The organism is Mycobacterium sp. NGS24, from assembly GCF_059813065.1.
Window position 1 is genome coordinate 77,473 of record NZ_JCALDW010000010.1, and the last position, 25,019, is coordinate 102,491.

The window sequence follows — 25,019 nt, forward strand, 5'->3', positions numbered from 1 at the left end:
CGCCGCCCCTTCTCATCGCCACGTCCCCGCTGTCACAGACTCGCATGTCCGCCCGACGAACCGTGGCCGCCTTCGCCACGTGAGGTGGCGGCCAGCCCGGCCTCGTCGAACGACGACACCTCGACCAACTCGACCAGCTCGACCCGCTGCACCAACAACTGCGCGATGCGGTCGCCTCGGTGCACCACGATCGGCGTGGTGGGGTCCAGGTTGATCAGCGCGACCTTGATTTCGCCACGATAGCCCGCGTCGATGGTCCCGGGACTGTTCACGATGGAAAGTCCCACCCGCGAGGCCAGCCCGGACCGCGGGTGCACCAACCCGACCATGCCGAGCGGGATCGCGACCGCCACGCCCGTCGGTACCAGCGCCCGGTGTCCGGGGGCCAGCTCGACGTCCTCGGCGCTGAACAAATCCACGCCGGCGTCGCCCTCGTGGGCGCGGCTGGGCAACGGGAGCCCCCGGTCGAGACGGACGATGGCCAGAGTGTTCGACACGGGGGCACAGATTACCCTTGACCGCGTGTCCGATACCCGCCACGTCGCGCCGCAGAGCGTGCGGTATCGCGAGCGGCTGTGGGTGCCGTGGTGGTGGTGGCCACCGGGTTTCGCGCTGGCGGCGCTCATCGCAGCCGAAGTCAACGTCGGTGTGCGGTCCCTGCCCGACTGGCTGCCCTTCGTCACGCTGTTCGCGGTGGCCGTCGGAACGCTGCTGTGGCTGGGCCGCGTCGAGGTGCGCATCGTCGCCGGGGCCGACGGGGTCGAGCTGTGGGCCGGCGACGCCCACCTGCCGGTCACCGTGATCTGCCGATCCGCGGCGATTGCGCGTAGCGCCAAGTCAGCGGCATTGGGCCGCCAACTCGATCCGGCGGCTTACGTGGTGCACCGGGCCTGGATCGGCCCCATGGTCCTGTTGGTTCTCGACGATCCCGACGACCCGACGCCGTATTGGTTGGTGAGTTGTCGTCACCCCGAGCGGGTCCTCTCGGCCCTGCGGAGCTGAACCGTCAGGCCGCGCAGTCGGTACAGATCATCACGCCGTTCTTCTCGCTGGCGAGACGGCTGCGGTGCTGCACCAAAAAGCAACTCGAGCAAGTGAACTCGTCGGCCTGCTTGGGTACCACGCGCACCGACAACTCTTCGCCGGACAAATCGGCGCCAGGCAGTTCGAAGGACTCGGCGGACTCGGATTCGTCGACGTCGACCACCGCCGACGCGGCCTCGTTCCGTCGCGCTTTGAGTTCCTCCAGCGAGTCCTCAGAGACGTCGTCGGTCTCGGTGCGTCGTGGAGCGTCGTAGTCGGTAGGCATGGTCTTCTCCCCGTCCTGTCCCCTCGGAGCTCTCACAAAGTTCAAGCAACGCTTTGTACCAGCGTCGAACGCGTGCACCAAATGATTCGTGCCCGTATTGCGGCGGAATAGAGTGTGATATGCGTCACACCGAGGGATTAACCCGGGTAGTCGGCCTTAAACGGGTGCGTTCCCGGTGCGATTAGAGTGCATGTGTGGTTGCACACATTACCGAAGGCACCGCCTTCGATAAGCACGGCCGGCCGTTCCGGCGCCGCAACCCCCGCCCTGCCATCATCGCGGTGATCTTCCTGGTAGTGGTGACGGGCGTGGTGTGGACGGTCGCGCTGACCCGCCCGACCGACGTCCGTGAGGCGACCGTGTGCAACCCGCCCCCGGAGCCGACGGGCACGGCAGCCACCGCCGGTCCGACCAAGCTCGGTGAGCAGGTGTCCCGGACCGACATGATCGATGTGGCACCGGCCAAACTCGCCGAAACCAAGGTGCGCGTGCTCAACGCGAGTGGACGTGGCGGTCAGGCCGGCGACATCGCGGGGGCCCTGCAGGATCTCGGCTTCGCGCAACCAGCCGCGAGCAACGATCCGATCTACGCGGGCACCCGCCTGACCTGTCAGGGTCAGATTCGATTCGGCACCGCCGGGCAGGCCACCGCAGCTGCGCTCTGGCTGGTCGCGCCCTGCACCGAGTTGTTCCGCGACAGCCGCGGCGACGACTCCGTCGACCTCGCCCTGGGCACCGACTTCAACTCGCTGGCCCACAACGACGACATCGACGCCGTGCTGGCGACCTTGCGCCCCGGGGCCACCGAACCGGCGGATCACACGCTGCTGGCCAAGATTCACTCCAACAGCTGCTGAGCCCTCAGTCCAGCGGTTCCAGTCCGCCCGCCTGTCCCAGCGCCCCCAGCAGGGCCTCGGCGATCCCGGGCGCAGCCGCGACCACCACGCCGGCACCGCTGACGTCGGGCGCCGGCAACACCACCCGCGCGCCGGCCTCCGCGGCGATCAACGCACCCGCGGCCTGGTCCCACACCTGCAGCCCGTGTTCGTAGTAGGCGTCCAACCGGCCTGAGGCGACCATGCACAGGTCCAGCGCCGCCGAACCGACCCGACGCACGTCGCGCACCACCGGCAGTATCTGGGCGAGCAACGCGGCTTGTCGGACCCGTCGCCGGGGCGAGTACCCGAACCCGGTCCCCAGCAGCGCCATCGACAGGTCGCCGACATCGGTGCATCGCAGTGCGCGCGCCCCGCCCTCGCCGGTGACGTGCGCCCCGAGGCCCCGGCCCGCCGAATACACTTGTTTCGCAACGACATCGGCGACCGCACCGGCCACCGACACGCCGCCCACCTGAGCGGCGACCGAGACGGCGTAAGCCGGGATGCCGTAGACGAAATTCACCGTCCCGTCGATCGGGTCCAGCACCCAGGTGACCGCGTCGGCCGGGGCAGCGCTCAGATCCGCCGGCCCGCCGCCCTCCTCCCCGAGAATCGGGTCACCGGGCCGCAGCTGTGCCAGCCGTTCCCGCAGCAGCCGTTCGGTGTCGGTGTCGGCGACGGTGACCGGGTCGGTCGGAGTGGTCTTGGCGCGTACGGTGCCACGGCCGGCGCCCGATCCGCCGCCGAACACCTCGACCCGTCGACGGCGCACGAACGCGGCCGCCTCGGCCGCCAGCGCTGCGGCCACCGAGCGCAGCTCTGCGATCTCATCGAGGGCCAAATCGGGCGGAGTCACCGCTCTATCGCATCACACAGCGACTTCTCGCCGCTCTGAGGCGACTTCCCAACTGCCCCAACCCGCCTCACCGCGCCGGCCCCGGATGGTCGCTAAGGTGAGCGAACCACCCAGTCTCGCCGAGGAGATCCGATGACCAGCACCGTCCCTGGGACCGACACCGCCACCGGACAACGTCGAGGGTTCGGTGTCGACGTCGGTGGCAGTGGCATCAAGGGTGCGGTGGTCGATCTGGACACCGGCGCGTTGATCGGCGACCGGATCAAATTGCTCACCCCGCAACCGGCCACCCCCGCGGCGGTCGCCAAGACCATCGCGGAGGTCGTCAACGGATTCGGGTGGACCGGCCCGCTCGGGGTGACCTACCCCGGAGTGGTCACGCACGGGATCGTGCAGACCGCGGCCAATGTGGACAAAGCCTGGATCGGGACCAACGCGCGCGACGTGATCAGCGCCGCGCTCGACGGCCAGGACGTCACCATCCTCAACGACGCCGATGCGGCAGGTCTGGCCGAGGAACGCTACGGCGCCGGTCGGGGCCACGAGGGCCTGGTCGTGTTGCTCACCTTCGGAACAGGTATCGGTTCAGCGGTGATCCACAACGGGAAACTGATCCCGAATACCGAATTCGGTCACCTCGAGGTCGGTGGGAAAGAGGCCGAACAGCGGGCTGCGTCGTCGGTCAAGGAAAAGAACGGGTGGACCTACGAGAAGTGGACCAAACAGGTGACCAGAGTCTTGGTCGCCATCGAGAACGCCATCTGGCCCGACCTGTTCATCGCCGGCGGTGGGATCAGCCGTAAGGCCGACAAATGGGTGCATCTGCTGGAGAACCGCACCCCGGTGGTGCCCGCCACCCTGCAGAACACCGCCGGGATCGTCGGCGCGGCCATGGCAGCGACCAGGGACGTGACACACTGATTTTCGCTGCCGGGCAAGTAGCAGGTCCCGGTGAAGTTACAATGGTCGTCGGCGGCCGCCCAAACCGATAGCGCGCGATACTCACGCTGATATCAAACGCCGACATTCGACATAGCAGACACTTTCGGTCAACCATGCCCAGACCCACCGGAAGTGCGTCCGACCGAAGGGGTGTATGTGGCAGCGACGAAGGCTACTCCGGCGACTGATGAGCCGGTGAAACGCACCGCCACGAAGGCTCCCGCCAAGCGCACCGCGGCCAAGGCCGCCAACGGAACCGCGCCCGCCAAGCGGGCCACCAAGGCCGGCGCGCACGAAACAGACGGTGAGGCCCCCAAGAAGGCCCGGGCCAAGGCCGCTGCGAAAGCCCCGGCCCGCGGTGCGGCGAAGGCGAAAGACGCCGACGACGTCTCGACCGACACCGTCGGCTCCGAGGCCGCTGAGGAACTCGACACCGACATCGACGTCGAACCCGGCGAAGACCTCGAACTCGATGCCGCCGACCTCGTTCTCGACGAGCTGGAAGTCGACGAGACGCCCGAAGAAGAGGACGCCGTGATCGACCCGGCCGACGCCGAGGCCGAGGACGGCGAGCCCGTAGTCGTGGTCGAGTCCACCGCGGCGGCCGCCGAGGACGAAGAAGACATCGCCGAACCCACCGAGAAGGACAAGGCGTCGGGGGATTTCGTCTGGGACGAAGACGAGTCCGAGGCGCTGCGGCAGGCGCGCAAAGATGCCGAGCTCACCGCGTCCGCCGACTCGGTCCGCGCCTACCTCAAGCAGATCGGCAAAGTAGCGCTGCTGAACGCTGAGGAAGAAGTCGAGCTGGCCAAGCGCATCGAGGCCGGTCTGTACGCCACCCAGTTGATGGTGGAGTTGACCGACCGCGGCGAAAAGCTGCCCGCCGCCCAGCGCCGCGACATGATGTGGATCTGTCGCGACGGCGACCGCGCGAAAAACCATCTGCTGGAAGCCAACCTCCGTCTGGTGGTGTCGCTGGCCAAGCGTTACACCGGCCGCGGCATGGCTTTCCTGGACCTCATCCAGGAAGGCAACCTGGGCTTGATCCGCGCGGTGGAGAAGTTCGACTACACCAAGGGCTACAAGTTCTCCACCTACGCGACGTGGTGGATCCGCCAGGCCATCACCCGCGCCATGGCCGACCAGGCCCGCACCATCCGTATCCCGGTGCACATGGTCGAGGTGATCAACAAGCTGGGCCGTATCCAGCGCGAGCTGCTGCAGGACCTGGGCCGCGAGCCCACCCCTGAAGAGCTGGCCAAGGAAATGGACATCACGCCGGAGAAGGTGCTGGAGATCCAGCAGTACGCCCGGGAGCCGATCTCGCTGGACCAGACCATCGGCGACGAGGGCGACAGCCAACTCGGGGACTTCATCGAGGACAGCGAAGCCGTCGTCGCGGTCGATGCCGTTTCCTTCACCCTCCTGCAAGATCAGCTGCAGTCGGTGCTGGACACGCTGTCCGAGCGCGAGGCAGGCGTGGTGCGGCTGCGGTTCGGTCTCACCGACGGCCAGCCGCGCACGTTGGACGAGATCGGGCAGGTCTACGGCGTCACCCGCGAGCGGATCCGCCAGATCGAGTCCAAGACGATGTCCAAGCTGCGCCACCCGAGTCGCTCGCAGGTCCTGCGCGACTACCTGGACTGAGCGACCTACCGGCGCAATCCGGGTTATCAGCATCATCGTCGCGCCTCAAGAGTCCGGCTTGCCGAAGGCGCCGCCAGGAATGCGGGCGGTCGAGTGCCGGCGAGGCACTGGCGCCCGCGCTGATCATTGACTCCCGGCCAACAATGCCCGGACGGTATGCAGCCCGAAGGTGGTATCGCCTGGAGGTCTAGGGGCGATCGAGGCCGTCGTGGCCGATAGTTGTTCGGCCGTCCTGATTCATAATGGAAACGCTCTGCCCTGGGCCGCCGCAATTCTGCCGCCGCTGGCTTGCATCAACGCATTTCCGCCATTGCCACCCTGCGCGGTGTTAGTGTTCCCCGCTCCGCCGTTACCGCCGTGAGCAGTGCCGCCGGTGATCTTCGCTGAAGCGTCGGTCGCGTTGATCGAAGCGGTGCCGCCCGCGCCGCCCGCGCCACCGCTTGCGGTGGCGGCACACGAGGCAGGCAGGAGACTCATGCGATTCGTAGATGCAGTGAAGTTATCCGCCTCGTGGAGCTCAAGCCCTCGAAATCGCCAAAACAATCACAGCTGGTTGACATTCTCGAGCGTTGTTACGCGTTGGCGTATCGGCGCTTATCTCAATTGCACCGTCGAGTGCGGTCTACTTGACTCGGTAGGGCCGCGAACGCGCCGTCTTCTCCGGGCGGGTACGGCACGACCCGAAGCACGGATTGCACCGGCAGCGGGCCGTACAGATGTGGAAAAAGCATCGCCTCTGGATCGGTCGGGACCCCCGGCTCCCACCGCACCGGCGCGTCCAGCGACGCGGCATCGAGGTGGAGCAGGACGAGGTCGCGACGACCGCGATAGAGGCGGGTCGCCGGCAGGTGCACTTGGTCGATTCTGGACAGGTGGACGAAGCCGTCGGCGGGATCCGGAAGGATCGCCCCCTGCTCGCGGGCGGCCGTCCACTCCGCTGCGGAACACAACCGCACCAGCCGTTCGTTGGCCTGGTGAAACACGTTGATTACGGTGCCCGATTTTGGGGCAAATATGCGTGAGAAACGACACACCCAATAACGGTCGGGGAACAAGGCAAAAACTCCGAACGTCTGACAGAGTGAATTTATCGCCAGAACGGAGGAGCCATGAACGCAACTCTGACCAGTCCCGAGCTCACTCGGGCAGACCGCTGCGATCGCTGCGGTGCCGCGGCTCGGGTGCGCGCCAAGCTTCCTTCGGGGGCTGAGCTCCTCTTTTGCCAGCACCACGCCAACAAGCACGAAGCCAAGTTGGCTGAGCTTGCCGCGGTGCTCGAGGTCAGCGGCCAGTAATTTGCCGTCGAACTCGCCCGGCCTAATGCCGACCGGGCGAGGGGTCATCGGTAATGCTGGACGGATATGAGTGAGCAGGGTTCCACGCACGCCCGCCATCACGTCTGGCAAATAAGCCGTAGGACACTGTCCAAGGCTTGGGATGACTCGATTTTCTCGGAATCCGCCGAAGCCGGCTTCTGGACCTGTCTCTCGACGCCGCCACTGCTGCTGGGCATCTTGGGCACCTTGGCCTGGGTGGCTCCCCTCTTCGGGGAGGACACCTTGTCCTCGATCATCAAGAGCATTCTGTCCACGGCCCGGAACTTCTTCTCCCCCAACGTCGTAGACCAGATCATCGAACCGACCATCCGCGATATCACGGGTATCGCCGGCGGCGAGGTGGCCTCCGTCGGATTTCTGATCTCGTTGTGGGCGGGATCGTCGGCGATCTCGTCGTTCGTCGACGCCATCGTGGAGGCGCACGACCAGACCCCGCTGCGTCATCCCGTCCGACAGCGGTTCTTCGCGCTGTTTCTGTACCTGATGATGTTGCTGTTCGTGGTGGTGACCGCGCCGGTCGCGGTCGTCGGCCCCCGCAAAGTCAGTGAACATATTCCGGAAGGCACCCAGAATCTATTGCACTACGGCTACTACCCGGCCCTGATTCTGGGCCTGATGGCCGGGGTGACGGTGCTGTATCGGGTGGCACTGCCGGTCCCGCTGCCGACACACCGGCTGATACCCGGAACAGTGCTGGCGACAGTGGTTTTCGCGGTCGCCACCCTGGGCCTACGGCTGTATCTCAGTTGGATCGGCAGCACCGGCTACACCTACGGCGCACTCGCCACACCGATCGCGTTCCTGCTGTTCGCGTTCTTCGGGGGCTTCTCGATCATGATCGGGGCCGAACTCAATGCCGCGCTGCAGGAGGAATGGCCGGCGCCTGCGACGCACGCCCACCGGCTGCGCAAGTGGCTGGTCCATCGCACTTCGTCCATGACCGGCACCACCGATGCGGCGCCGCCACAGTCCGCGGACGACGCAGGGGTCAGCCCTTCTTGAGCCGCTCGTAGATCTGCTTGCAGTCGGGGCACACCGGCGAACCCGGCTTGGCCGCCTTGGTCACCGGAAACACCTCGCCGCACAACGCCACAACATGATTGCCCATAACCGCGCTCTCAGCGATCTTGTCCTTCTTGACGTAGTGGAAGAACTTCGGCGTATCGCTGCCGGTCCCGTCATCGGCGCGTTCGTCGGCGTCAGTGCGCTCAATCGTCTGGGTCTCCATGACCTACATTGTGCATCCTGACCCGCAGCGGGACACCGGGAAACCGCGATCGGCTCAGGTGTGCCACAGTGGAGGAATGAAGCGCGGCCCCGAGCTGAGTTTCGACGACTTCGATGAACACGGTCGCCCGGTACTTATCACCGCTGCTGCACCCTCCTACGAGGTGCAGCACCGGGCGCGTGTGCGGAAATACCTGACGATCATGTCGTTTCGGATTCCGGCGCTGATCCTGGCCGCCCTTGCCTACGGCGCCTGGCACAACGGTCTGATCTCGCTGCTGATCGTCGCCGCTTCCATACCGCTGCCGTGGATGGCAGTCCTAATCGCCAACGACCGGCCGCCGCGCAGCCCGGACGAACCCCGCCGCTTCGAACAGACGAGGCGCCGTACGCCGTTGTTCCCGACTGCCGAGCGGCCGGCTCTGGCGCCACGGCCGCACCCGACGCCGGAACCGGACTGGCGGACGGTCGAGCCCGACGGTTCCGAGTAACCGTCCACTCGCGCCACTTCTCAGGACATTCTCAGGTCACAAGCGCATTCCCGCACGTCACGGGGTGTGAGATGACGACCTCGTGGGAACTCTCGATGCGGGCTTCTCGTTAACCACATGAACAAGACAAGCCAACCGGGAGGGCGCAATGGCACATGCCACCACAGGCCGATTTGACGGCGATTTGGATGCTCAGAGCCCAGCTGCGGACCTGGTGCGTGTATATCTGAACGGCATCGGCAAGACGGCGTTGCTCAACGCCGCCGACGAAGTCGAGTTGGCCAAGCGCATCGAGGCCGGACTGTACGCCGAGCACCTGCTGGCAACTCGGAAGCGCCTGGGCGAGAACCGAAAACGCGATCTGGCTGCGGTGGTGCGGGACGGGCAGGCGGCTCGGCGCCACCTGTTGGAAGCGAACCTGCGGCTGGTGGTTTCGCTGGCCAAGCGCTACACCGGTCGGGGAATGCCGCTGCTGGACCTCATCCAGGAAGGCAACCTCGGCCTGATCCGCGCGATGGAAAAGTTCGACTACACAAAGGGTTTCAAGTTCTCGACGTACGCCACCTGGTGGATCCGTCAGGCGATCACCCGCGGCATGGCCGACCAGAGCCGCACCATCAGGCTGCCGGTTCACCTGGTGGAGCAGGTCAACAAGTTGGCGCGGATCAAGCGGGAGATGCACCAGAATCTGGGTCGTGAGGCGACCGACGAGGAACTGGCCGCCGAGTCCGGCATTGCCGTTGAAAAGATCAACGACCTGCTCGAGCACAGCCGCGACCCGGTGAGCCTGGACATGCCGGTCGGGTCGGAAGAGGAAGCCCCGCTTGGTGATTTCATCGAGGACGCCGAGGCTATGTCCGCCGAGAACGCGGTGATCGCCGAATTGCTGCACACCGACATCCGCAGTGTGCTGGCCACTCTCGACGAGCGCGAGCACCAGGTGATCAGGTTGCGCTTCGGACTCGATGACGGCCAGCCCCGCACGCTGGACCAGATCGGCAAGTTGTTCGGCCTGTCCCGCGAGCGGGTCCGGCAAATCGAGCGGGATGTGATGTGCAAGCTGCGTCACGGCGAACGAGCTGATCGGCTGCGGTCGTACGCCAGCTGAGGTACGAATTCGCTCGTTTGGCAAGCTTTACTGGAGACGGTGTGCCCGCCGCGGTTACGCGGCGGGCATACTGCTGCGGTGGGGTGTTTTGCGCGAACACCCGCAGGGCTGGCGAAGTAGACTCGGCGGCAACGGAGGATGCTGAATGAACGACTTGGTTGATACCACCGAGATGTACCTGCGGACTATTTACGACCTCGAGGAAGAGGGCGTGACGCCGCTGCGCGCCCGGATCGCCGAACGGCTCGAGCAGAGCGGCCCCACCGTCAGCCAGACCGTCTCCCGGATGGAACGCGACGGACTGTTGCGGGTGGCCGGCGACCGGCATCTTGAGCTCACCGACAAGGGCCGCACGCTGGCCGTGGCAGTGATGCGCAAGCACCGGCTGGCCGAACGTCTGCTGGTCGACGTGATCGGCCTGCCGTGGGAGGAAGTGCACGCCGAAGCCTGCCGGTGGGAGCACGTGATGAGCGAGGACGTCGAACGCCGGTTGGTCAAAGTGCTCAACAACCCGACGACCTCGCCGTTCGGCAACCCGATCCCCGGCCTGCTGGACCTGGGCCTGACCGCCGAATCCGGCGCCGACGACGCCAACCTGGTCCGGCTGACCGAGCTGCCGGGCGGATCGCCGGTCGCCGTCGTCGTGCGTCAACTCACCGAGCACGTGCAGGGCGACATCGACCTGATCAGCCGACTCAAGGACGCCGGAGTGGTGCCCAACGCCCGCGTCACGGTCGAGACCGGCCCGGGTGGTGGAGTGACCATCGTCATCCCCGGACACGAGAACGTCACCCTGCCGCACGAGATGGCCCACGCGGTGAAGGTCGAAAAGGTCTGACCCGCCTCGTTCCGCGCCGTCACCCGGCGCGCCTGCCTTGGCGCGGCGGCAGCCGTACCCCGAGTTGCTCGGCCAGCTGGTAACCGGTGCCTGCCAATCTGCGAATGTCGTTGGGCCGCAACCCCGATTGCAAGGCGGTGTCCAGCATGCCCGCCATCCGATGGTCCGGGTCGCAGCGCAGTGCCGCCTCCAGCGACAAACCCGCCAGCGGCCCGTCACCGCGCACGTAGGCACTGAAGGCCAGCAGCACCAGGGCCTCCACCCGCCAAGGTGGTGGCAGCAGCCGTGCCAGCACCGACCACAACGACTCGGCCGCGTCGGCGCTCTCCGCAACAGCGAGGGCATACAGCGTGTCCCGCACCCGGGTATCGCTCAAGGCGCAACCGAGCTCGGCGATCTGGGCATCCGAGAGCAGTTCGCCGTCGAGCACCTGGGCCGCGGCCGCCAGCGCTTTCTCCACCTCGGCTCGGCAACAGGCGGCCGCATCGGTTCGAACCGCCTTCTCGCGCACGCTCTCCGCGTCTTTCAGGGCCGCGAGCAGCGTCGCACCGCGCGCTACGTCCGGGGCGATCACCGCCTGCAGATCGGCACGCCGCCGGTACAGCCGCCGGCCGTCCACCACCGCCGCCACCGCCAGCGGCGACGCCGAGGGATCGTCGATCTCGCCGCCTTTGCCGCAGGAATCGACGCAGTGCCACCGTCCGCCGCGCGCGATCTCGTCGACCACGTGCGCCGCGTACAGGTCGATGTCGTAACGGGCCAAGGCCGCGGCGACCGCTGCACAGAGCCGCTGATGCTCCTCGTTGCACACCGCGCAATGCGCACCCTCGTCGTCGACGATCACCGCGATCGCGGCGTCCGGGCGCGCCGCGGCGGCAACCTCCGCAAGCTGATCGACCCGCTCGATCAGGTCGTCGGCCAGGTCGGCACGCATCACCGCACCCAGTCCCCCGTCCTCCAGCGACACCAACACCAACGAGTTCTCCGGCACGAAACCGAGGATGGCGGGTAGGGCCGCGATCAACGCGCCGGGCCGATTCAGTTGAAAGTCTTCTCGATGCTTCGTCATGACCACAACGCTGACGACTGACACCGTCAGTCCGCGCTCGCGCAACGTGATTCAGCGCCGCGCTTGTGGAGAAAGTCTGGACTGTGGGCCTTATCGTCTATCCCATGACCTCCATGCGCGAATACGACCTGGTCGTTATCGGCTCCGGACCCGGCGGACAGAAAGCCGCCATCGCGGCGGCCAAGCTGGGCAAGTCCGTGGCGATCGTGGAACGCGGGCGCATGGTCGGCGGAGTCTGCGTCAACACCGGCACCATCCCGTCGAAAACCTTGCGGGAGGCCGTGGTCTACCTCACCGGCATGAGCCAGCGCGAACTCTACGGCGCCAGCTACCGGGTCAAGGACAAGATCACCCCGGCCGACCTGCTCGCGCGCACCCAGCACGTGATCACCAAGCAGGTCGACGTGGTCCGCTCGCAGCTGATGCGCAACCGTATCGACCTGGTCCTGGGCCACGGCCGATTCATCGACCCGCACACCGTGCTGGTGGAGGAAGACGCGCAGGGCGAGCGGGTCACGGTCAGCGGCGACTACATCGTCATCGCCACCGGCACCAAACCGGTGCGCCCGTCCGGGGTCGAGTTCGACGAGAGCCGGGTGCTGGACTCCGACGGCATCCTCGATCTGCGTTCGCTGCCCGCCTCCATGGTGGTCGTCGGCGCCGGCGTGATCGGCATCGAGTACGCGTCGATGTTCGCGGCGCTGGGCACCAAGGTGACGGTGGTGGAGAAGCGCGACACCATGCTGGACTTCTGCGACCCGGAGATCGTCGAAGCGCTGAAGTTCCATCTGCGCGACCTGGCGGTCACCTTCCGCTTCGGCGAGGAGGTCACCGCCGTCGACGTCGGCTCCTCGGGCACCGTCACCACCCTGGGCAGCGGCAAGCAGATACCCGCCGAGACCGTGATGTATTCCGCCGGCCGGGAAGGACAGACCGCCAGCCTCGGCCTGGAGAACGCGGGACTCGAAACCGACCATCGCGGAAGGATTTTCGTCGACGACCAGTTCCAGACGAAGGTCGAACACATCTATGCGGTGGGCGATGTAATCGGCTTCCCGGCGCTGGCGGCGACCTCGATGGACCAGGGTCGGCTGGCCGCCTACCACGCGTTCGGGGAACCGACCGACGGCATCACTGCGCTGCAGCCGATCGGGATCTATTCCATCCCGGAGATCTCCTACGTCGGCGCCACCGAGGTGGACCTGACCAAGGAATCCATCCCCTACGAGGTAGGTGTGTGCCGGTACCGCGAACTGGCTCGCGGCCAGATCGCCGGCGACTCCTACGGCATGCTCAAGTTGCTGGTGTCCACCCGCGACCGCAAGATTCTCGGCGCGCACATCTTCGGCACCAGCGCCACCGAGATGGTGCACATCGGGCAGGCGGTCATGGGGTGCGGTGGAACCGTCGACTACCTGGTCGACGCCGTCTTCAACTACCCGACGTTCTCCGAGGCCTACAAGGTCGCCGCGCTGGACGTGACCAACAAGATGCGCGCGCTCAGCCAGTTCTTGCGGTAAATCTCAGCAGTGGTCGTCGTAGTCGGTTGGTGCGACGTCGCCGGGACCGCGGGCTTCGGCGCGGGCGAGCAGTTGTGCGATGTTCTCGTCGAAAGGCGCGCTGTAGGAGAGGTTTTCGGTGCATCCGCCACCCTCCAGACCGCCGACCACCCCGACGACCTTCGACCCGTCGACCCAGGGCGCGCCGCTCGTTCCGCCGACCAGCCCGGCACACGGCAACGAGGGGAATCCGCTCCCGGTGACGCCGGAGGTGCCCTGGCAGCCGATGGGACCGCCACCCACGCCCGCGGGATAGCCCGTGACACTCACCCGGGTGCCCGGCAGCGGGGAGGTCCCCAGGCTCAGGGCCGCGCCGGCACGGCCCTCCACCGTCCCGCGCGCACCGCTCACCCGGGCGATCGCGTAGTCCGCGCGCGGGTCCCGGCTGCCAGTCCAGCGTCGGTCGAAGTACACCGCGTCGACCGTCCAGACGTCGGCGGGCCCGGGGGCACCACTGAAACCCGGAACGAAGGTCGTCTTCGTCGGGCCCAGCAGGCAATGCGCAGCGGTCAGCACGAGGTCACCGCTCGCCGAGTGCAGTACCGAACCGCTGCACCCGTGCCGATTGCCGCCGTCCCGGAAAACCGCACCCACCCGCGGGTCCGGCGCCACATGAGCGCCCTCGTGCGCGGCGCAGGACGCAAGAATCACCGCCAGGCTGATCGTTGCCGTCACTGCGCGCATCGGTCCCATCCTGCCCGACCGGAGGGGACCGGCAAGCGAATAGAAACCGGTCCGACTGCGTTCTGAGAGATGCGGCGTCGATTGAGGAAGACTGGTTAGGGCAACCTAGAGAGGCCCGCGCGCGAATCCCGGAAGGAGGCACGCTCAATGTCCGACCATCACGACCCAGGCGAGGCGCAGGAATACCAGCCCGGACAACCCGGCATGTACGAGCTGGAGTTCCCGGCACCTCAGTTATCGGCATCCGACGGCCGCGGTCCGGTGCTGGTCCACGCCCTGGAGGGGTTCTCCGACGCCGGTCACGCGATTCGGCTTGCCGCCGCCCACCTCAAAGAGGTGCTGGACACCGAACTGGTCGCATCATTCGCGATCGACGAGCTGCTGGACTACCGCTCCCGGCGGCCGATGATGACCTTCAAGACCGACCACTTCACCAAGTACGACGATCCCGAATTAAGCCTGTACGCGCTGCGCGACAGCGTCGGGACCCCGTTTCTGCTGCTGGCCGGCATGGAACCGGACCTGAAGTGGGAGCGGTTCATCACCGCGGTGCGACTGCTGGCCGAACGCCTGGGCGTGCGGCAGACGATCGGCCTGGGCACTGTTCCGATGGCCGTCCCCCACACCCGGCCCGTCACGATGACCGCACACTCGAACAACGCCGAGCTGATCGCCGACTTCCAGCCGTGGATTTCCGAGATCCAGGTCCCGGGTAGCGCGTCCAACCTGCTGGAATACCGGATGGCGCAACACGGCCACGAGGTGGTCGGCTTCACCGTGCACGTCCCGCACTACCTCACCCAGACTGATTACCCGGCCGCCGCGCAGGCTCTGCTCGAGCAGGTGGCGAAGACGGGATCGCTGGATCTGCCGGTGGAGGCGCTGGCCGAGGCGGCCGCTGAGATCCGGACCAAGATCGACGAACAGGTCCAGGCGAGCGCGGAAGTCGCTCAAGTGGTGACCGCGCTCGAGCGCCAGTACGATGCGTTCATCGACGCTCAGGAAAACAGATCCTTGCTGGCACGTGACGAGGAACTGCCCAGCGGCGACGAGCTGGGCGCCGAGTTCGAGCGCTTTCTGGCTCAGCAGGCGGAGAAGAAGCACGACGACGACGATTCGAGTTAGTCCCGAACGCCTTAACGGCCCGACGACGAGGTTGGCGACATGACCGAGCGAAAACGCAATCTTCGCCCGGTGCGGGAAGTGACCACCCCGTCGCTGCAGTTCCGCACCATCCACGGCTACAAGCGGGCGTTCCGGATCGCCGGATCCGGCCCGGCGATCCTGCTGATCCACGGCATCGGCGACAACTCCACGACGTGGACCGGTATCCACGCCAAACTGGCCCAGCGGTTCACCGTCATCGCCCCAGATCTGTTGGGCCACGGCAAATCTGACAAACCGCGCGCCGACTACTCAGCCGCGGCGTACGCCAACGGCATGCGCGACCTGCTCAGCGTGCTGGACATCGAGCGGGTCACCATCATCGGCCACTCGCTGGGCGGTGGGGTGGCCATGCAGTTCGCCTACCAGTTCCCCCATCTGGTCGAGCGCCTGATCCTGGTGGGCGCCGGGGGCGTCACCAAGGACGTCAACATCGCGTTGCGGTTCGCGTCGCTGCCGATGGGCGCCGAGGCGCTGGCGCTGCTGCGCCTGCCGCTGGTGCTGCCGGCGGTGCAGTTGCTGGGCCGGTTGGCGGGTCTGGCGCTCGGGTCGACGGCTATCGGCCAGGATCTGCCGAACATGCTGCGGATATTGGACGATCTCCCGGAGCCGACCGCTTCGGCGGCGTTCACCCGCACCCTGCGGGCGGTCGTCGACTGGCGCGGCCAGATCGTCACCATGCTGGACCGATGTTATTTGACCCAGGCGATTCCGGTGCAGATCATCTGGGGCCGCAAGGACTCGGTCATCCCGGTCCAGCACGCGTACATGGCGCACGCCGCAATGCCGGGGTCCCAACTCGAAATCTTCGAGAACGCCGCGCACTTTCCGTTTCACGACGACCCGGCCCGCTTCCTCGACCTCGTCCAGCGCTTCATCGACACCACCGCGCCCCCCGACTACGACCAGGCCGCGCTGCGCGAGTTGCTTCGCACCGGCGGCGGCGAGGGAACCGTGAGCGGTCCGACTGACACCCGGGTGGCCGTGCTCAACGCGATGGGTGCCGACGAGCGCAGCGCCACCTGAGTTCGCGTCCGCGAGCCGGCGCGGCTGTCACAGCTGTCGGCGCAGCGTGGCGGACAGATGGTGTTGCAGGGGTTGCCCGACCGCACCCATCTGCAGCGAGTACGACAGCTCGTCCCCCGCGATCCGCAACGACCGCCCCAGGGCGCTGACCTCTTTGGCCGTCGGCGTCAGTCCGATACTGGTTGTCGCCACATCGATTTCGATGACGTCACCGGTCACCGAGTAGGTGCCGACCGCTATTTCGGTGATGCCGCTGGGATGGGCCAGCACCAGCTCCACGTGACCGGGCTGCGGTACCCGAAGATAGCCCGTCTCGGCATGCAACGGCTTGCCGTCGGCGGGGGCCTTGGTCTTCTGTCCATAGCTCAGGAAGGGCTTGCCGACGTGGGCGAAGACAACCTCTTCGAGGTATTCGAAAGGCTGGATCGTCGGATACTCCCCCGCGCCCCGGCCCACCCAGGTACCTAACAACGGCGCCAGCGCATGCAGATCAGGATGTAGTTCGGCGCCCATCGGGGTGCGGTCAGCCGGACGTCGAAACGTTGCGGTGCGCGCGCAGCGCCTCGATCTCGCGCTCGAAATCGTCGGCCGACGAGAAGGACCGGTAGACGGAGGCGAACCGCAGGTAGGCCACCTCGTCGAGGTCGCGCAGCGGTCCCAGAATGGCCAGGCCGACCTCGTTGCTGGGGACCTCGGGGCCGGCGGCACGCACCGCGTCCTCCACCTGCTGGGCAAGTAAATTCAGCGCATCGTCGTCAACCTGGCGCCCCTGACAGGCCCGGCGGACGCCACTGATCACCTTCTCGCGACTGAAGGGCTCGGTGACGCCGCTGCGCTTGACCACGGCCAACACCGCGGTCTCCACCGTCGTGAACCGGCGTCCGCATTCCGGGCACGAGCGACGACGGCGAATCGCCTGGCCCTCATCGGTTTCTCGCGAGTCGATCACCCGCGAATCGGGATGCCGGCAGAACGGGCAGTGCAAGAGCCGCTCCTTTGCCGTACCGACTGGTATCCGGGTAGAAGAACACCCCGACAGTACCTGCGTGCTCCGTAGCGGGCCAACGCTGACCCGGGCAACCACCGATCGGGCGGGTGCTCGCTCAGCCGATCGGGGCGATCAGGGTCTGACCCGCCGAGACCGCACTGGAATCCAGTGCGTTCAGGTCGCGAATCCGTTCCACGACGTCGCGCACCGGCGCGCCGGGCGCCACCCGGGCAGCGAGGTCTTGCAACGACTCCCCCGGTTCCACCCGCACGACCGCCAGGGCGGCGGGCACCTGCGGCGCCGACTCGGCCGCGCCGTCGTTGACCATGCTGCCGAAGTTCGCCATCAGCCCCAGCCACACGGTGATGACGCCCGCAAGCAGGGCCAGTCCGATCGTGGTGGCCACGCTCACCGGGCGTCTGCGATGTGCGACCGTCGAGCGCGTGACGCCGGTGCCGTAGTAGCGAACGGGCGCCACACCCGGGCGTGCGGGCCCCGGTCTGCTGGATCCACCCTGGCCGGCGCGGTACGAGGGATATTGGCGCACCGGCCGCCCAACAGGCCTGTTCAGGTGGCCCTGCGTGTTCCCGCTGCGGTGCGGACCCGCGTAGATGAGTGTCATGCCGTTCCCTCCGGTCGACTACTTATCGCTCGTGTGTTCGACCATAGTCGCTCACGTGTTCGAAACCCGAACATTTGAGCGACGCGTGTCGCACGAGCAAAACGGTAGACCTCACCACCGACAAGGATTTGTCGGTGCAACCAGCTGGGTGACTATCAGATACCCCGACCACGCGGAAGTTACACACTTGTGATTCACTTTATTTCCGCAGATTTCGGCTGTGGTCTGGGCGATGACACGCCCGGTCGAACACATGTTTGAATTTTGAGCCTGGTGCGGTTACATTCAGATCCATGAGCGACAGCAACGACACCGCGGCCGGTTTCGGCCCGGGTAGTGCGAAAGCGACACAAGGCCGGCCACCTGCGGCCGATGTAACGCTGACCGAGCGGCAGCGCACCATCCTCGAGGTCATCCGTACCTCGGTGACAACGCGGGGCTATCCGCCGAGTATCCGCGAGATCGGCGACGCGGTGGGCCTGACGTCCACCTCGTCGGTCGCCCACCAGTTACGCACCCTGGAGCGCAAAGGCTATCTGCGGCGCGACCCGAATCGCCCGCGCGCCGTCGACGTGCGCGGTGCCGACGATGCGGCAGTGCCCCGTACCGATGTCATCGGCTCGGACGCCCTGCCGGAACCCACTTTCGTCCCGGTCTTGGGGCGCATTGCCGCCGGCGGCCCGATCCTGGCTGAGGAAGCCGTCGAAGACGTGTTCCCGTTGCCCCGCGAGCTGGTGGGCGAAGGGACGCTGTTCCTGCTCAAGGTGGTGGGTGAGTCGATGGTCGAGGCCGCCATCTGCGACGGCGACTGGGTCGTCGTCCGCCAGCAGAATGTCGCTGACAACGGCGACATCGTCGCGGCGATGATCGACGGCGAGGCCACTGTGAAGACGTTCAAGCGAGCGGGCGGTCAAGTGTGGCTGATGCCGCACAACCCCGCGTTCGATCCGATTCCCGGCAACGATGCGATCGTGCTCGGCAAGGTCGTCACCGTGATTCGCAAGGTGTAGCGCGCATCCTCAATCGGCTCTGACGAAACCGTTGGCGCGCGCGGCGTCTTCGTTGGCGAACCAGATCTCGGCCAGGGTGTCGTGGTACAGCGCGCTGGTGGGCGTGTAGTACAGCCCGAACCGGGCACTGGCCTTGATGGGATAGCCGTCCGGCGCCCGGTACGGGTCGTCGTCGAGCGGCAGATGGATGGTCGGGCGCACCGCGGCGCTGCCTGCTGGCGCGGCGGTCGGCGCTTGGACCTGCGGGGCGGCCCCGAACGGCGTGTCAGGTTCCACGGCATACCCGGCCGGGTCCGCTGCGGCATGTCGACCCTTTCGCAGCTCGGGAACCGCGACGGCATCCGGCGGTGAGGCGAGATCGGGTGACTCGTCGTCCGCATTGCGCCCCGGCTCGGTCACCGGGTAAAACGCGTCCGCATAATCCTCGCTGGACGGCCGGGCCGGCTCCGTTTCCGGGTACTCCACGAACTCCGGGGGTTCCGGGCTCTCCTGAACGTCCAGGGGTTCGGGCACTTCCTCGAACTCCGGCACGTCCGGGACCGGCAGGTACGGCGCATTCGTCTGCGGCACCGACACCTCCGGCGCGAAATCGTCCGGCGCGACTGTCTCCGGCACGACCGGCTCCTCCTCGGCGAGTTCACCAAGAGCGCCGCGCGACACGACGGGGATGGGCGTGGTGCCCACCGCGTCGGGGTCTTCCTCCTCGAACTCCGCCGACCCGTCCGGATCGAAATGCTCTTCGGCAACGTGGCCGTATTCGTCGTCGTCAACACCCTGCTCGGAGCCGGCCTGCGGGACGGCCCCCGCTCTGGACCAGCTGACCCGGCCGGCGGTGGGGTCTGCGTCCGCCTCTGCCTCGACATGCTGGTCGACGGGCGGGAAACGCTCGGAACCGTAATCGATTTCCTCATGCGGCCAGCGGTCATCGGCACCGGGGTCGTATTCCACACCGAGGTCCCGGTCGCGGTCGTACACCGGCGCATCCGGTACTGCGGCGCGGCGCCGACGCAAACCCGACACCACCAACACCGTCATCAGCACCAGCAGCAGCAAAGGAATGGCCGCGATCAGCCACCACCAGTGGAAGGTGAACTTCTTGCCCGCGGGCGCCGACGCCGAATTACTTGGGGTGTTCTGCCCCGACACCTGCAGGCCGGACAGCAGCGGCGCGAGGTTGGCCGGGTCGGTAGTGAACGTGTTCTTGGCGCGGTTCCACGAGATCTTGCCGCCGGTGAACTTCTGCGACACCACGTCGCCGTCCACCGTCTGGTCAGCGACCGGGGCGCCGAGCTTGCCGGTGGCCCCCTTGAGCTTGTCCCAGGCGGCTTTCATGGCTCCGCGCACGACGAAAGCGCCGTGTTCGGGCGTCCAGAAGATCACCGGCTTGTCAGCTGCGGAGAACACAGCGACACGGCTGGCGGGCGTGATGCCGCCGTCGGCCTCGTTGGCGACCGGAAAGCCCAGGTCGCTGCTCACCGGACCACCGACTGCTTCGTACTTCTGCAGGATCGGCCCCTCGACCGCGTTGGCGCCGGTGGCCGGGCTGAAGAAGATCTTGCCGCCGTCGAACTCCTGGGCGATGCCGTCCCCGCCGATCGGCGACTGACTACCCTTCTTGGCGCCCAGCGGTCCGGCAGCGCCACCTGCGGCGCGCCACGCCATGTTGATGGCGGCAGTGGGGTCGATCGCCACCTGCAGACCCTTGAGCTGTTCGGCCAGGTTCGCCGGATTGGTGGTGAACTCCTTGGTCTTGCGGTTCCAGGACACCTCACCGCCGGTGAACTTCTGCGAGGTCACCTCGCCCTCGTAGGTCTCATCGCTGATCGGGGCGCCCAGCACGCCGCCGGAGCTGCCCAGCTTGTCCCACGCCGCGTTCAGGGCGCCGCGCACCACGAACGCACCGTGGTCGGGCGTCCAGAAGATCACCGGGTTGTCGCTGGCGGCGAAGGTACTGACCCGGCTGTCCGGTCCGGCGAGGCCGGGCACTTCATTGATGGTGGGAAAACCCAGGTCACTACCCGCGGGACCACCCAGCGATTCGTATTTCTCCAGGATCGGGCCGAACATGAACTTCGCGCCGGAGGCAGGCGTGAAGTACATCTTGCCGCCGTCGAAGTCCAGCCCGAAGCCGTCCCCGATCGGATAGACGTCGCCCTTGCGGGCGCCCAGCGTCGAGGTGTCGCCACCGGCTTTCTCCCACGCGGCCATCATGGCCGCCTCGGCGTCGCCGATCGGGGACGCCGCAGCGGTCGGCGCCAGCAGCGTCACAGCCAGCGCGGTAGCCGCCAAGCCGAGCAGCGCCCGACCGACCAGCTTGCTCAATTGCCCTCTCCGCCCGTCCACCAAGCCTCCCAGCCGATGCCCCTGCCCACCTGGCGAGCCGGCGGATCGCCCGCCGTGGGCCATTCCCCAGCTACGACCTGCATCGTTGCCGGGCTCGCATAACTTTGCTCTAGCGAACGAGAAATGCGAAGTCAAATTGTAGATATTACGGAAACGGTTATCGACCCGACGTCGAAATGATGCCGGGCCGCGCCCGTGTCGCGAGAGATGGGAGAGCGGCACCTGCGTCTCGACCGAGCGCAGCGGATACGCATTTCGCACGGACCGACGCTACGTTAGGGCTCGATCCGGTCAACGTTCCACATCGAAATCGCGGCCTGCGGCCGCCGACCGTCAGACGCCGAGGCTGCGGCCGATGATCTCTTTCATGATCTCGGTCGTGCCACCGTAAATGGTCTGCACGCGAGCATCGAGATACGCGCGGGCAACCGGGTATTCGCGCATGTAACCGTATCCGCCGTGCAGCTGCAGGCACCGGTCGATCAGGTGAACCTGCTTCTCGGTGGAATACCACTTGGCCATCGCGGCCTGCTCGACCGTCAGCTTCTCCTCCAGGTGCAGGGCCAGGAAGTTGTCCACCATCATGCGCACCACGGTGGCCTCGGTGGCCAGTTCGGCCAGCAGGAACCGCGTGTTCTGGAAGCTGCCGATCGGCTTGCCGAATGCTTTGCGCTCCTTGGCGTACTGCACGGTGTCCTCCAGCACCGCCTCCATCGCCGCAGCGGCCATGATGGCGATGTTGATCCGCTCCTGCGGCAGGTTCTGCATCAGATAGATGAAGCCCAGACCCTCTTCGCCCAGCAGATTCTCCACCGGCACCTTGACGTCGGTGAAGGACAGTTCGGCGGTGTCCTGCGCGTCCAGACCGATCTTGTCCAGGTGGCGGCCCCGCTCGAAGCCCTCCATGCCGCGCTCGACGACCAGCAGGCTGAATCCCTGGGCGCCCTTCTCCGGGTCGGTCTGGGCGACCACGATCACCAGGTCGGAGTTGATTCCATTGGTGATGAACGTCTTCGACCCGTTCAGGATGTAGTGGTCACCCTCTTTGACGGCGCGGGTCTTGATGCCCTGCAGGTCGCTGCCGGTGCCCGGCTCGGTCATCGCGATCGCGGTGATCAGCTCGCCGGTGCAGAACTTGGGCAGCCACCGCTGCTTCTGCTCTTCGTTGGTCAGTTTCAGCAGATAGGGCGCCACCACGTCGTTGTGCAGGCCGAATCCGAGACCGCTGTAGCGCCCGGCCACGGTCTCCTCGGTAACGATCGTGTTGTAGCGGTAGTCGGGGTTGCCACCGCCGCCGTACTCCTCCGGCACCGCCATACCCAGGAAGCCCTGCTTGCCGGCCTCCAGCCAGACGCCGCGGTCGACGATCTTGGCCTTCTCCCATTCCTCGTGGTAGGGAGCGACGTGGCGGTCCAGGAAGGCCCGGTAAGACTCCCGGAACAAGTCGTGCTCGGGTTCGAAAAGCGTGCGCTGGTATTTGACGGCGCTACCCATGCGTATGGCCTCCGGATGTCGGAAAGATGTGTGTCTCTTTCCCCAACATATACCAACCGGGTGGTTGGTCGGTGCCGGAGGTCGTCAGCCGCGTGCCGCGAACTCCGCAAGGGCGGCGGCCAGCGCCACCGGGACCCTGGCCTGGATACGGGTGCCGTCGGTCTGGTGCTCGGCCTGCTGCACCCGCCCGTCGGAGTGCACCCGCGCCACCAGATCGCCGCGGCTGTAGGGGATCACCACGTCCACCGCGGTGTCGGTCGGCACCGCGAGTTCGGCCATCCGGCTCCGCAAAGCGTCGATCCCGTCGCCGGTGCGGGCCGAGACGAACATCGCGCCGGGCAGTTCGTGCCGCAACCTGGCCAGCATCAGGTCGCCGGCCGCGTCAATCTTGTTCACTACCAGCAGTTCTGGCGGCGCATCGCCGTGATGATCCGCGACCACGTCCGAGATGACCTGTCGCACCGCACTGATCTGGGCAAACGGATTGACATCGGAGCCGTCGACCACGTGCACCAGCAGGTCGGCGTCGACCACCTCCTCCAAGGTGGAGCGAAACGCCTCGACCAACTGGGTGGGCAGGTGACGGACGAACCCGACCGTGTCGGTGAGCACGAACGGGCGACCGTCGTCCCATTCGGCGCGGCGGGTGGTGGGTTCCAGGGTGGCGAACAGCGCGTCCTGGACCAGGACGCCGGCGCCGGTCAAGGCGTTGAGCACACTGGATTTCCCGGCGTTGGTGTAGCCGACGATGGCGATCGAAGGCATGTCGGCCTGCAACCGACGGCTGCGTTGGGTGTCGCGGACCTGCTTCATCGCCCTGATGTCGCGGCGCAGCTTGGACATGCGCTCACGGATGCGCCGCCGGTCGGTCTCGATCTTGGTCTCGCCGGGGCCACGCAACCCCACGCCGCCGCCACTGCCACCGGCCCGGCCACCGGCCTGCCGTGACATCGACTCACCCCACCCGCGCAGTCGCGGCAGCATGTATTCCATCTGGGCCAGCGCCACCTGCGCCTTGCCCTCCCGGCTGGTCGCGTGCTGGGCGAAGATGTCCAGGATCAGCGCGGTGCGGTCGATGACCTTGACCTTGACGGCCTTCTCCAGCGCGGTTAGCTGGGCGGGCGACAGCTCGCCGTCACAGATCACCGTGTCGGCGCCGGTTGCGACCACCACTTCGCGCAACTCCTGCGCTTTGCCCGACCCGATGTAGGTGGACGGGTCGGGACGGTCGCGGCGCTGGATCAGACCCTCGAGCACCTCGGATCCGGCGGTCTCGGCCAGGGCGGCCAGTTCGGCCAGACTGGCCTGGTTGTCCGACGCGCTGCCCTCGGTCCACACACCGACCAGCACTACTCGTTCCAGCCGCAGCTGGCGGTACTCGACCTCGGAGATATCGGTGAGTTCGGTCGACAACCCGGCGACACGGCGCAGCGCCGATCGGTCTTCGAGCGCCAGCTCACCGAGGCTGGGTTCTGGAATGCCCGTCTCGGGCGAATCTGGATATGTCATAGGCGCTTTCGATGGTGGCACGTCGCGGCGGCTGACGCACCCGAATATCAGACCGGCGAGTCCCACCAGCCGTCGTCGAGCTCGCCGTGGGCCACCAGTACCGAAGGGCCCCGCAGGAAGCTGGTGGCCTCGGTGAGGGTGACGACGACGTCGCCGCCGGGCACCCGGACCGTCAACGTCCCGGTGTCGAGGCCCTCGGCTGCCAGCGCGGCGACCACCGCGGCCACCGTTCCGGTTCCGCAGGAACGGGTTTCGCCGACACCCCGTTCGTGCACCCGCATGCAGACCACCCCGTCCGCGGGAGCGGTCAGGATCTCGACGTTCACGCCGTCGGGGAATTGTTCGGCGTCGAAGCCGACCGGGGCCGCCACGTCCAGCGCCGCCAGGGTCGCCGGCGTCAGCTGCGGGTCGACGCAGGCCAGGTGCGGGTTGCCGACGTCGACAGCTACCCCGGTGAAACGTCGCTCCCCGACGAGCGCCTCCCCCGCGCCGGTCCGGTTGGCCTTGCCCATGTCAACGGTGATGTCGGCGTTGGTGGCATCGACACTGTGCAGGCTCACCTGCCGGGGGCCGGCCAGTGACCCGACGACGAACTCGTCGCGCGATTCCAGCCCGCTGGCCCGCAGATAGTGGGCGAAGACCCGCACGCCGTTGCCGCACATCTGCGCGGTCGAGCCGTCGGCGTTGCGGTAGTCCATGTACCAGTCGTCGGCGCCCACTCCGTCGGGCAGGCGTGCCAGCGCGCCGGCCGCCACAGCGGCGCCACCGGTGGTGACCCGCAGGACCCCGTCGGCGCCCAGGCCCCGGCGCCGGTCGCACAACGCAGCAACCCGGAAGGCGGACAGGTCCGCTCGGCTCTGCACGTCGTGCAGCAGCACGAAGTCATTCTGGGTGCCGTGACCTTTGGCGAAACGCACC

27 protein-coding genes and 1 pseudogene are annotated in these 25,019 nt (G+C 66.9%); 13 read left to right on the forward strand and 15 right to left on the reverse strand.

Translation table 11 applies throughout. The features are described 5' to 3' along the window. Nucleotides 1-32 precede the first annotated feature (32 nt). Nucleotides 33-497, reverse strand: coding sequence for a dUTP diphosphatase (dut, locus tag AC5Y6Y_RS14990; RefSeq protein ID WP_463826888.1), 465 nt, complete (start codon nt 495-497; stop codon nt 33-35). Between the two features lie 25 nt (nt 498-522). On the opposite strand from dut, the gene AC5Y6Y_RS14995 reads away from it, so the two are divergent. Beyond that, nucleotides 523-1,002, forward strand: coding sequence for a DUF3093 domain-containing protein (locus AC5Y6Y_RS14995; protein WP_463826889.1), 480 nt, complete (start codon nt 523-525; stop codon nt 1,000-1,002). Between the two features lie 4 nt (nt 1,003-1,006). On the opposite strand, the gene AC5Y6Y_RS15000 is transcribed toward AC5Y6Y_RS14995, so the two are convergent. Then, nucleotides 1,007-1,309 carry a DUF4193 domain-containing protein gene (locus tag AC5Y6Y_RS15000; protein WP_003899437.1) on the reverse strand — a complete coding sequence of 101 codons (303 nt, stop codon included), beginning with the start codon at nt 1,307-1,309 and terminating at the stop codon, nt 1,007-1,009. 194 nt (nt 1,310-1,503) lie between these two features. Here AC5Y6Y_RS15000 and cei point away from each other — a divergent pair, with 194 nt between their 5' ends. After that, nucleotides 1,504-2,166 carry an envelope integrity protein Cei gene (cei, locus tag AC5Y6Y_RS15005; RefSeq protein WP_463826890.1) on the forward strand — a complete coding sequence of 221 codons (663 nt, stop codon included), beginning with the start codon at nt 1,504-1,506 and terminating at the stop codon, nt 2,164-2,166. Nucleotides 2,167-2,170: 4 nt separating this feature from the next. Here cei and AC5Y6Y_RS15010 read toward each other — a convergent pair whose 3' ends face one another. Continuing rightward, entirely contained in the window at nt 2,171-3,028 is an 858-nt protein-coding gene (locus AC5Y6Y_RS15010; RefSeq protein ID WP_473140086.1) for an inositol monophosphatase family protein, read from the reverse strand. A 147-nt stretch (nt 3,029-3,175) separates the two neighbouring features. Between AC5Y6Y_RS15010 and ppgK the strand changes: the two genes are divergently transcribed. Together ppgK and AC5Y6Y_RS15020 are read left to right on the forward strand one after the other, a co-directional pair. Next, nucleotides 3,176-3,964, forward strand: coding sequence for a polyphosphate--glucose phosphotransferase (ppgK, locus tag AC5Y6Y_RS15015; RefSeq protein WP_463826892.1), 789 nt, complete (start codon nt 3,176-3,178; stop codon nt 3,962-3,964). Between the two features lie 177 nt (nt 3,965-4,141). Next, nucleotides 4,142-5,632 (forward strand): RNA polymerase sigma factor, encoded by a 1,491-nt coding sequence (locus AC5Y6Y_RS15020; RefSeq protein WP_463826893.1) that lies wholly within the window; start codon nt 4,142-4,144, stop codon nt 5,630-5,632. 237 nt (nt 5,633-5,869) lie between these two features. On the opposite strand, the gene AC5Y6Y_RS15025 is transcribed toward AC5Y6Y_RS15020, so the two are convergent. Both AC5Y6Y_RS15025 and AC5Y6Y_RS15030 read right to left on the reverse strand, forming a co-directional pair. Next, the gene (locus AC5Y6Y_RS15025; RefSeq protein WP_473140058.1) at nt 5,870-6,109 is read right to left on the reverse strand and encodes a hypothetical protein; all 240 of its coding nucleotides are present in this window, start codon (nt 6,107-6,109) and stop codon (nt 5,870-5,872) included. A 122-nt stretch (nt 6,110-6,231) separates the two neighbouring features. Next, nucleotides 6,232-6,615 (reverse strand): DUF952 domain-containing protein, encoded by a 384-nt coding sequence (locus AC5Y6Y_RS15030; protein WP_473140059.1) that lies wholly within the window; start codon nt 6,613-6,615, stop codon nt 6,232-6,234. A gap of 126 nt (nt 6,616-6,741) precedes the next feature. Here AC5Y6Y_RS15030 and AC5Y6Y_RS15035 point away from each other — a divergent pair, with 126 nt between their 5' ends. Together AC5Y6Y_RS15035 and AC5Y6Y_RS15040 are read left to right on the forward strand one after the other, a co-directional pair. Continuing rightward, a complete protein-coding gene (locus tag AC5Y6Y_RS15035; protein ID WP_055578419.1) occupies nt 6,742-6,927 on the forward strand; it encodes a DUF7455 domain-containing protein in 186 nt (61 codons plus the stop codon). 66 nt (nt 6,928-6,993) lie between these two features. Further along, on the forward strand, nt 6,994-7,971 hold the full coding sequence (locus tag AC5Y6Y_RS15040; protein ID WP_473140060.1) for a YihY/virulence factor BrkB family protein: 978 nt from the start codon (nt 6,994-6,996) through the stop codon (nt 7,969-7,971). Here AC5Y6Y_RS15040 and AC5Y6Y_RS15045 read toward each other — a convergent pair. Then, a complete protein-coding gene (locus AC5Y6Y_RS15045) occupies nt 7,958-8,197 on the reverse strand; it encodes a DUF3039 domain-containing protein (RefSeq protein ID WP_463826897.1) in 240 nt (79 codons plus the stop codon). The two genes, AC5Y6Y_RS15040 and AC5Y6Y_RS15045, sit on opposite strands and share 14 nt — an antisense overlap. Nucleotides 8,198-8,273: 76 nt before the next feature. Here AC5Y6Y_RS15045 and AC5Y6Y_RS15050 point away from each other — a divergent pair, with 76 nt between their 5' ends. The 3 genes and pseudogenes from AC5Y6Y_RS15050 to AC5Y6Y_RS15060 all read left to right on the forward strand — a co-directional run bounded on the left by AC5Y6Y_RS15050 (nt 8,274) and on the right by AC5Y6Y_RS15060 (nt 10,633). Beyond that, on the forward strand, nt 8,274-8,687 hold the full coding sequence (locus tag AC5Y6Y_RS15050) for a DUF3099 domain-containing protein (protein ID WP_463826898.1): 414 nt from the start codon (nt 8,274-8,276) through the stop codon (nt 8,685-8,687). Between the two features lie 145 nt (nt 8,688-8,832). After that, a pseudogene (locus AC5Y6Y_RS15055) lies at nt 8,833-9,795 on the forward strand (sigma-70 family RNA polymerase sigma factor); the annotation flags it as partial. A 145-nt stretch (nt 9,796-9,940) separates the two neighbouring features. Continuing rightward, a complete protein-coding gene (locus tag AC5Y6Y_RS15060; RefSeq protein ID WP_463826899.1) occupies nt 9,941-10,633 on the forward strand; it encodes an iron-dependent transcriptional repressor DtxR in 693 nt (230 codons plus the stop codon). A 19-nt stretch (nt 10,634-10,652) separates the two neighbouring features. On the opposite strand, the gene AC5Y6Y_RS15065 is transcribed toward AC5Y6Y_RS15060, so the two are convergent. Then, complete coding sequence (locus tag AC5Y6Y_RS15065) at nt 10,653-11,702, reverse strand: DUF4192 domain-containing protein (protein ID WP_473140061.1); 1,050 nt, start codon at nt 11,700-11,702, stop codon at nt 10,653-10,655. A gap of 113 nt (nt 11,703-11,815) precedes the next feature. Here AC5Y6Y_RS15065 and sthA point away from each other — a divergent pair, with 113 nt between their 5' ends. Further along, nucleotides 11,816-13,222, forward strand: coding sequence for a Si-specific NAD(P)(+) transhydrogenase (gene sthA, locus AC5Y6Y_RS15070; RefSeq protein WP_463827166.1), 1,407 nt, complete (start codon nt 11,816-11,818; stop codon nt 13,220-13,222). A gap of 3 nt (nt 13,223-13,225) precedes the next feature. Here the strand turns inward: sthA and AC5Y6Y_RS15075 are convergent, their stop codons facing one another. Further along, nucleotides 13,226-13,945 (reverse strand): trypsin-like serine peptidase, encoded by a 720-nt coding sequence (locus AC5Y6Y_RS15075; protein ID WP_473140062.1) that lies wholly within the window; start codon nt 13,943-13,945, stop codon nt 13,226-13,228. 147 nt (nt 13,946-14,092) lie between these two features. Here AC5Y6Y_RS15075 and AC5Y6Y_RS15080 point away from each other — a divergent pair, with 147 nt between their 5' ends. Together AC5Y6Y_RS15080 and AC5Y6Y_RS15085 are read left to right on the forward strand one after the other, a co-directional pair. Next, nucleotides 14,093-15,070 carry a proteasome assembly chaperone family protein gene (locus AC5Y6Y_RS15080; protein ID WP_463826902.1) on the forward strand — a complete coding sequence of 326 codons (978 nt, stop codon included), beginning with the start codon at nt 14,093-14,095 and terminating at the stop codon, nt 15,068-15,070. A 39-nt stretch (nt 15,071-15,109) separates the two neighbouring features. Beyond that, entirely contained in the window at nt 15,110-16,135 is a 1,026-nt protein-coding gene (locus AC5Y6Y_RS15085) for an alpha/beta fold hydrolase (RefSeq protein WP_463826903.1), read from the forward strand. Between the two features lie 27 nt (nt 16,136-16,162). Here the strand turns inward: AC5Y6Y_RS15085 and AC5Y6Y_RS15090 are convergent, their stop codons facing one another. From AC5Y6Y_RS15090 to AC5Y6Y_RS15100, 3 genes are all read right to left on the reverse strand, one after another. Then, a complete protein-coding gene (locus AC5Y6Y_RS15090) occupies nt 16,163-16,648 on the reverse strand; it encodes a peroxynitrite isomerase (RefSeq protein ID WP_473140063.1) in 486 nt (161 codons plus the stop codon). 10 nt (nt 16,649-16,658) lie between these two features. Continuing rightward, nucleotides 16,659-17,120: a transcriptional regulator NrdR gene (nrdR, locus tag AC5Y6Y_RS15095; protein WP_463826905.1), complete on the reverse strand. Its 462-nt coding sequence runs from the start codon at nt 17,118-17,120 to the stop codon at nt 16,659-16,661. A gap of 118 nt (nt 17,121-17,238) precedes the next feature. Continuing rightward, a complete protein-coding gene (locus tag AC5Y6Y_RS15100; RefSeq protein WP_463826906.1) occupies nt 17,239-17,745 on the reverse strand; it encodes a LysM peptidoglycan-binding domain-containing protein in 507 nt (168 codons plus the stop codon). A gap of 293 nt (nt 17,746-18,038) precedes the next feature. Here AC5Y6Y_RS15100 and lexA point away from each other — a divergent pair, with 293 nt between their 5' ends. Then, a complete protein-coding gene (lexA, locus tag AC5Y6Y_RS15105) occupies nt 18,039-18,755 on the forward strand; it encodes a transcriptional repressor LexA (RefSeq protein WP_463826907.1) in 717 nt (238 codons plus the stop codon). Between the two features lie 9 nt (nt 18,756-18,764). Here the strand turns inward: lexA and AC5Y6Y_RS15110 are convergent, their stop codons facing one another. The 4 genes from AC5Y6Y_RS15110 to dapF form a co-directional block, all read right to left on the reverse strand. Beyond that, nucleotides 18,765-21,098, reverse strand: coding sequence for an LGFP repeat-containing protein (locus tag AC5Y6Y_RS15110; RefSeq protein ID WP_473140064.1), 2,334 nt, complete (start codon nt 21,096-21,098; stop codon nt 18,765-18,767). Between the two features lie 333 nt (nt 21,099-21,431). Further along, nucleotides 21,432-22,592, reverse strand: coding sequence for an acyl-CoA dehydrogenase family protein (locus AC5Y6Y_RS15115; RefSeq protein WP_463826909.1), 1,161 nt, complete (start codon nt 22,590-22,592; stop codon nt 21,432-21,434). Between the two features lie 84 nt (nt 22,593-22,676). Beyond that, nucleotides 22,677-24,101, reverse strand: a complete 1,425-nt coding sequence (gene hflX / locus AC5Y6Y_RS15120; protein WP_463826910.1) for a GTPase HflX — start codon at nt 24,099-24,101, stop codon at nt 22,677-22,679. 47 nt (nt 24,102-24,148) lie between these two features. Then, entirely contained in the window at nt 24,149-25,018 is an 870-nt protein-coding gene (dapF, locus tag AC5Y6Y_RS15125; protein ID WP_473140065.1) for a diaminopimelate epimerase, read from the reverse strand. Nucleotide 25,019 lies beyond the last annotated feature (1 nt).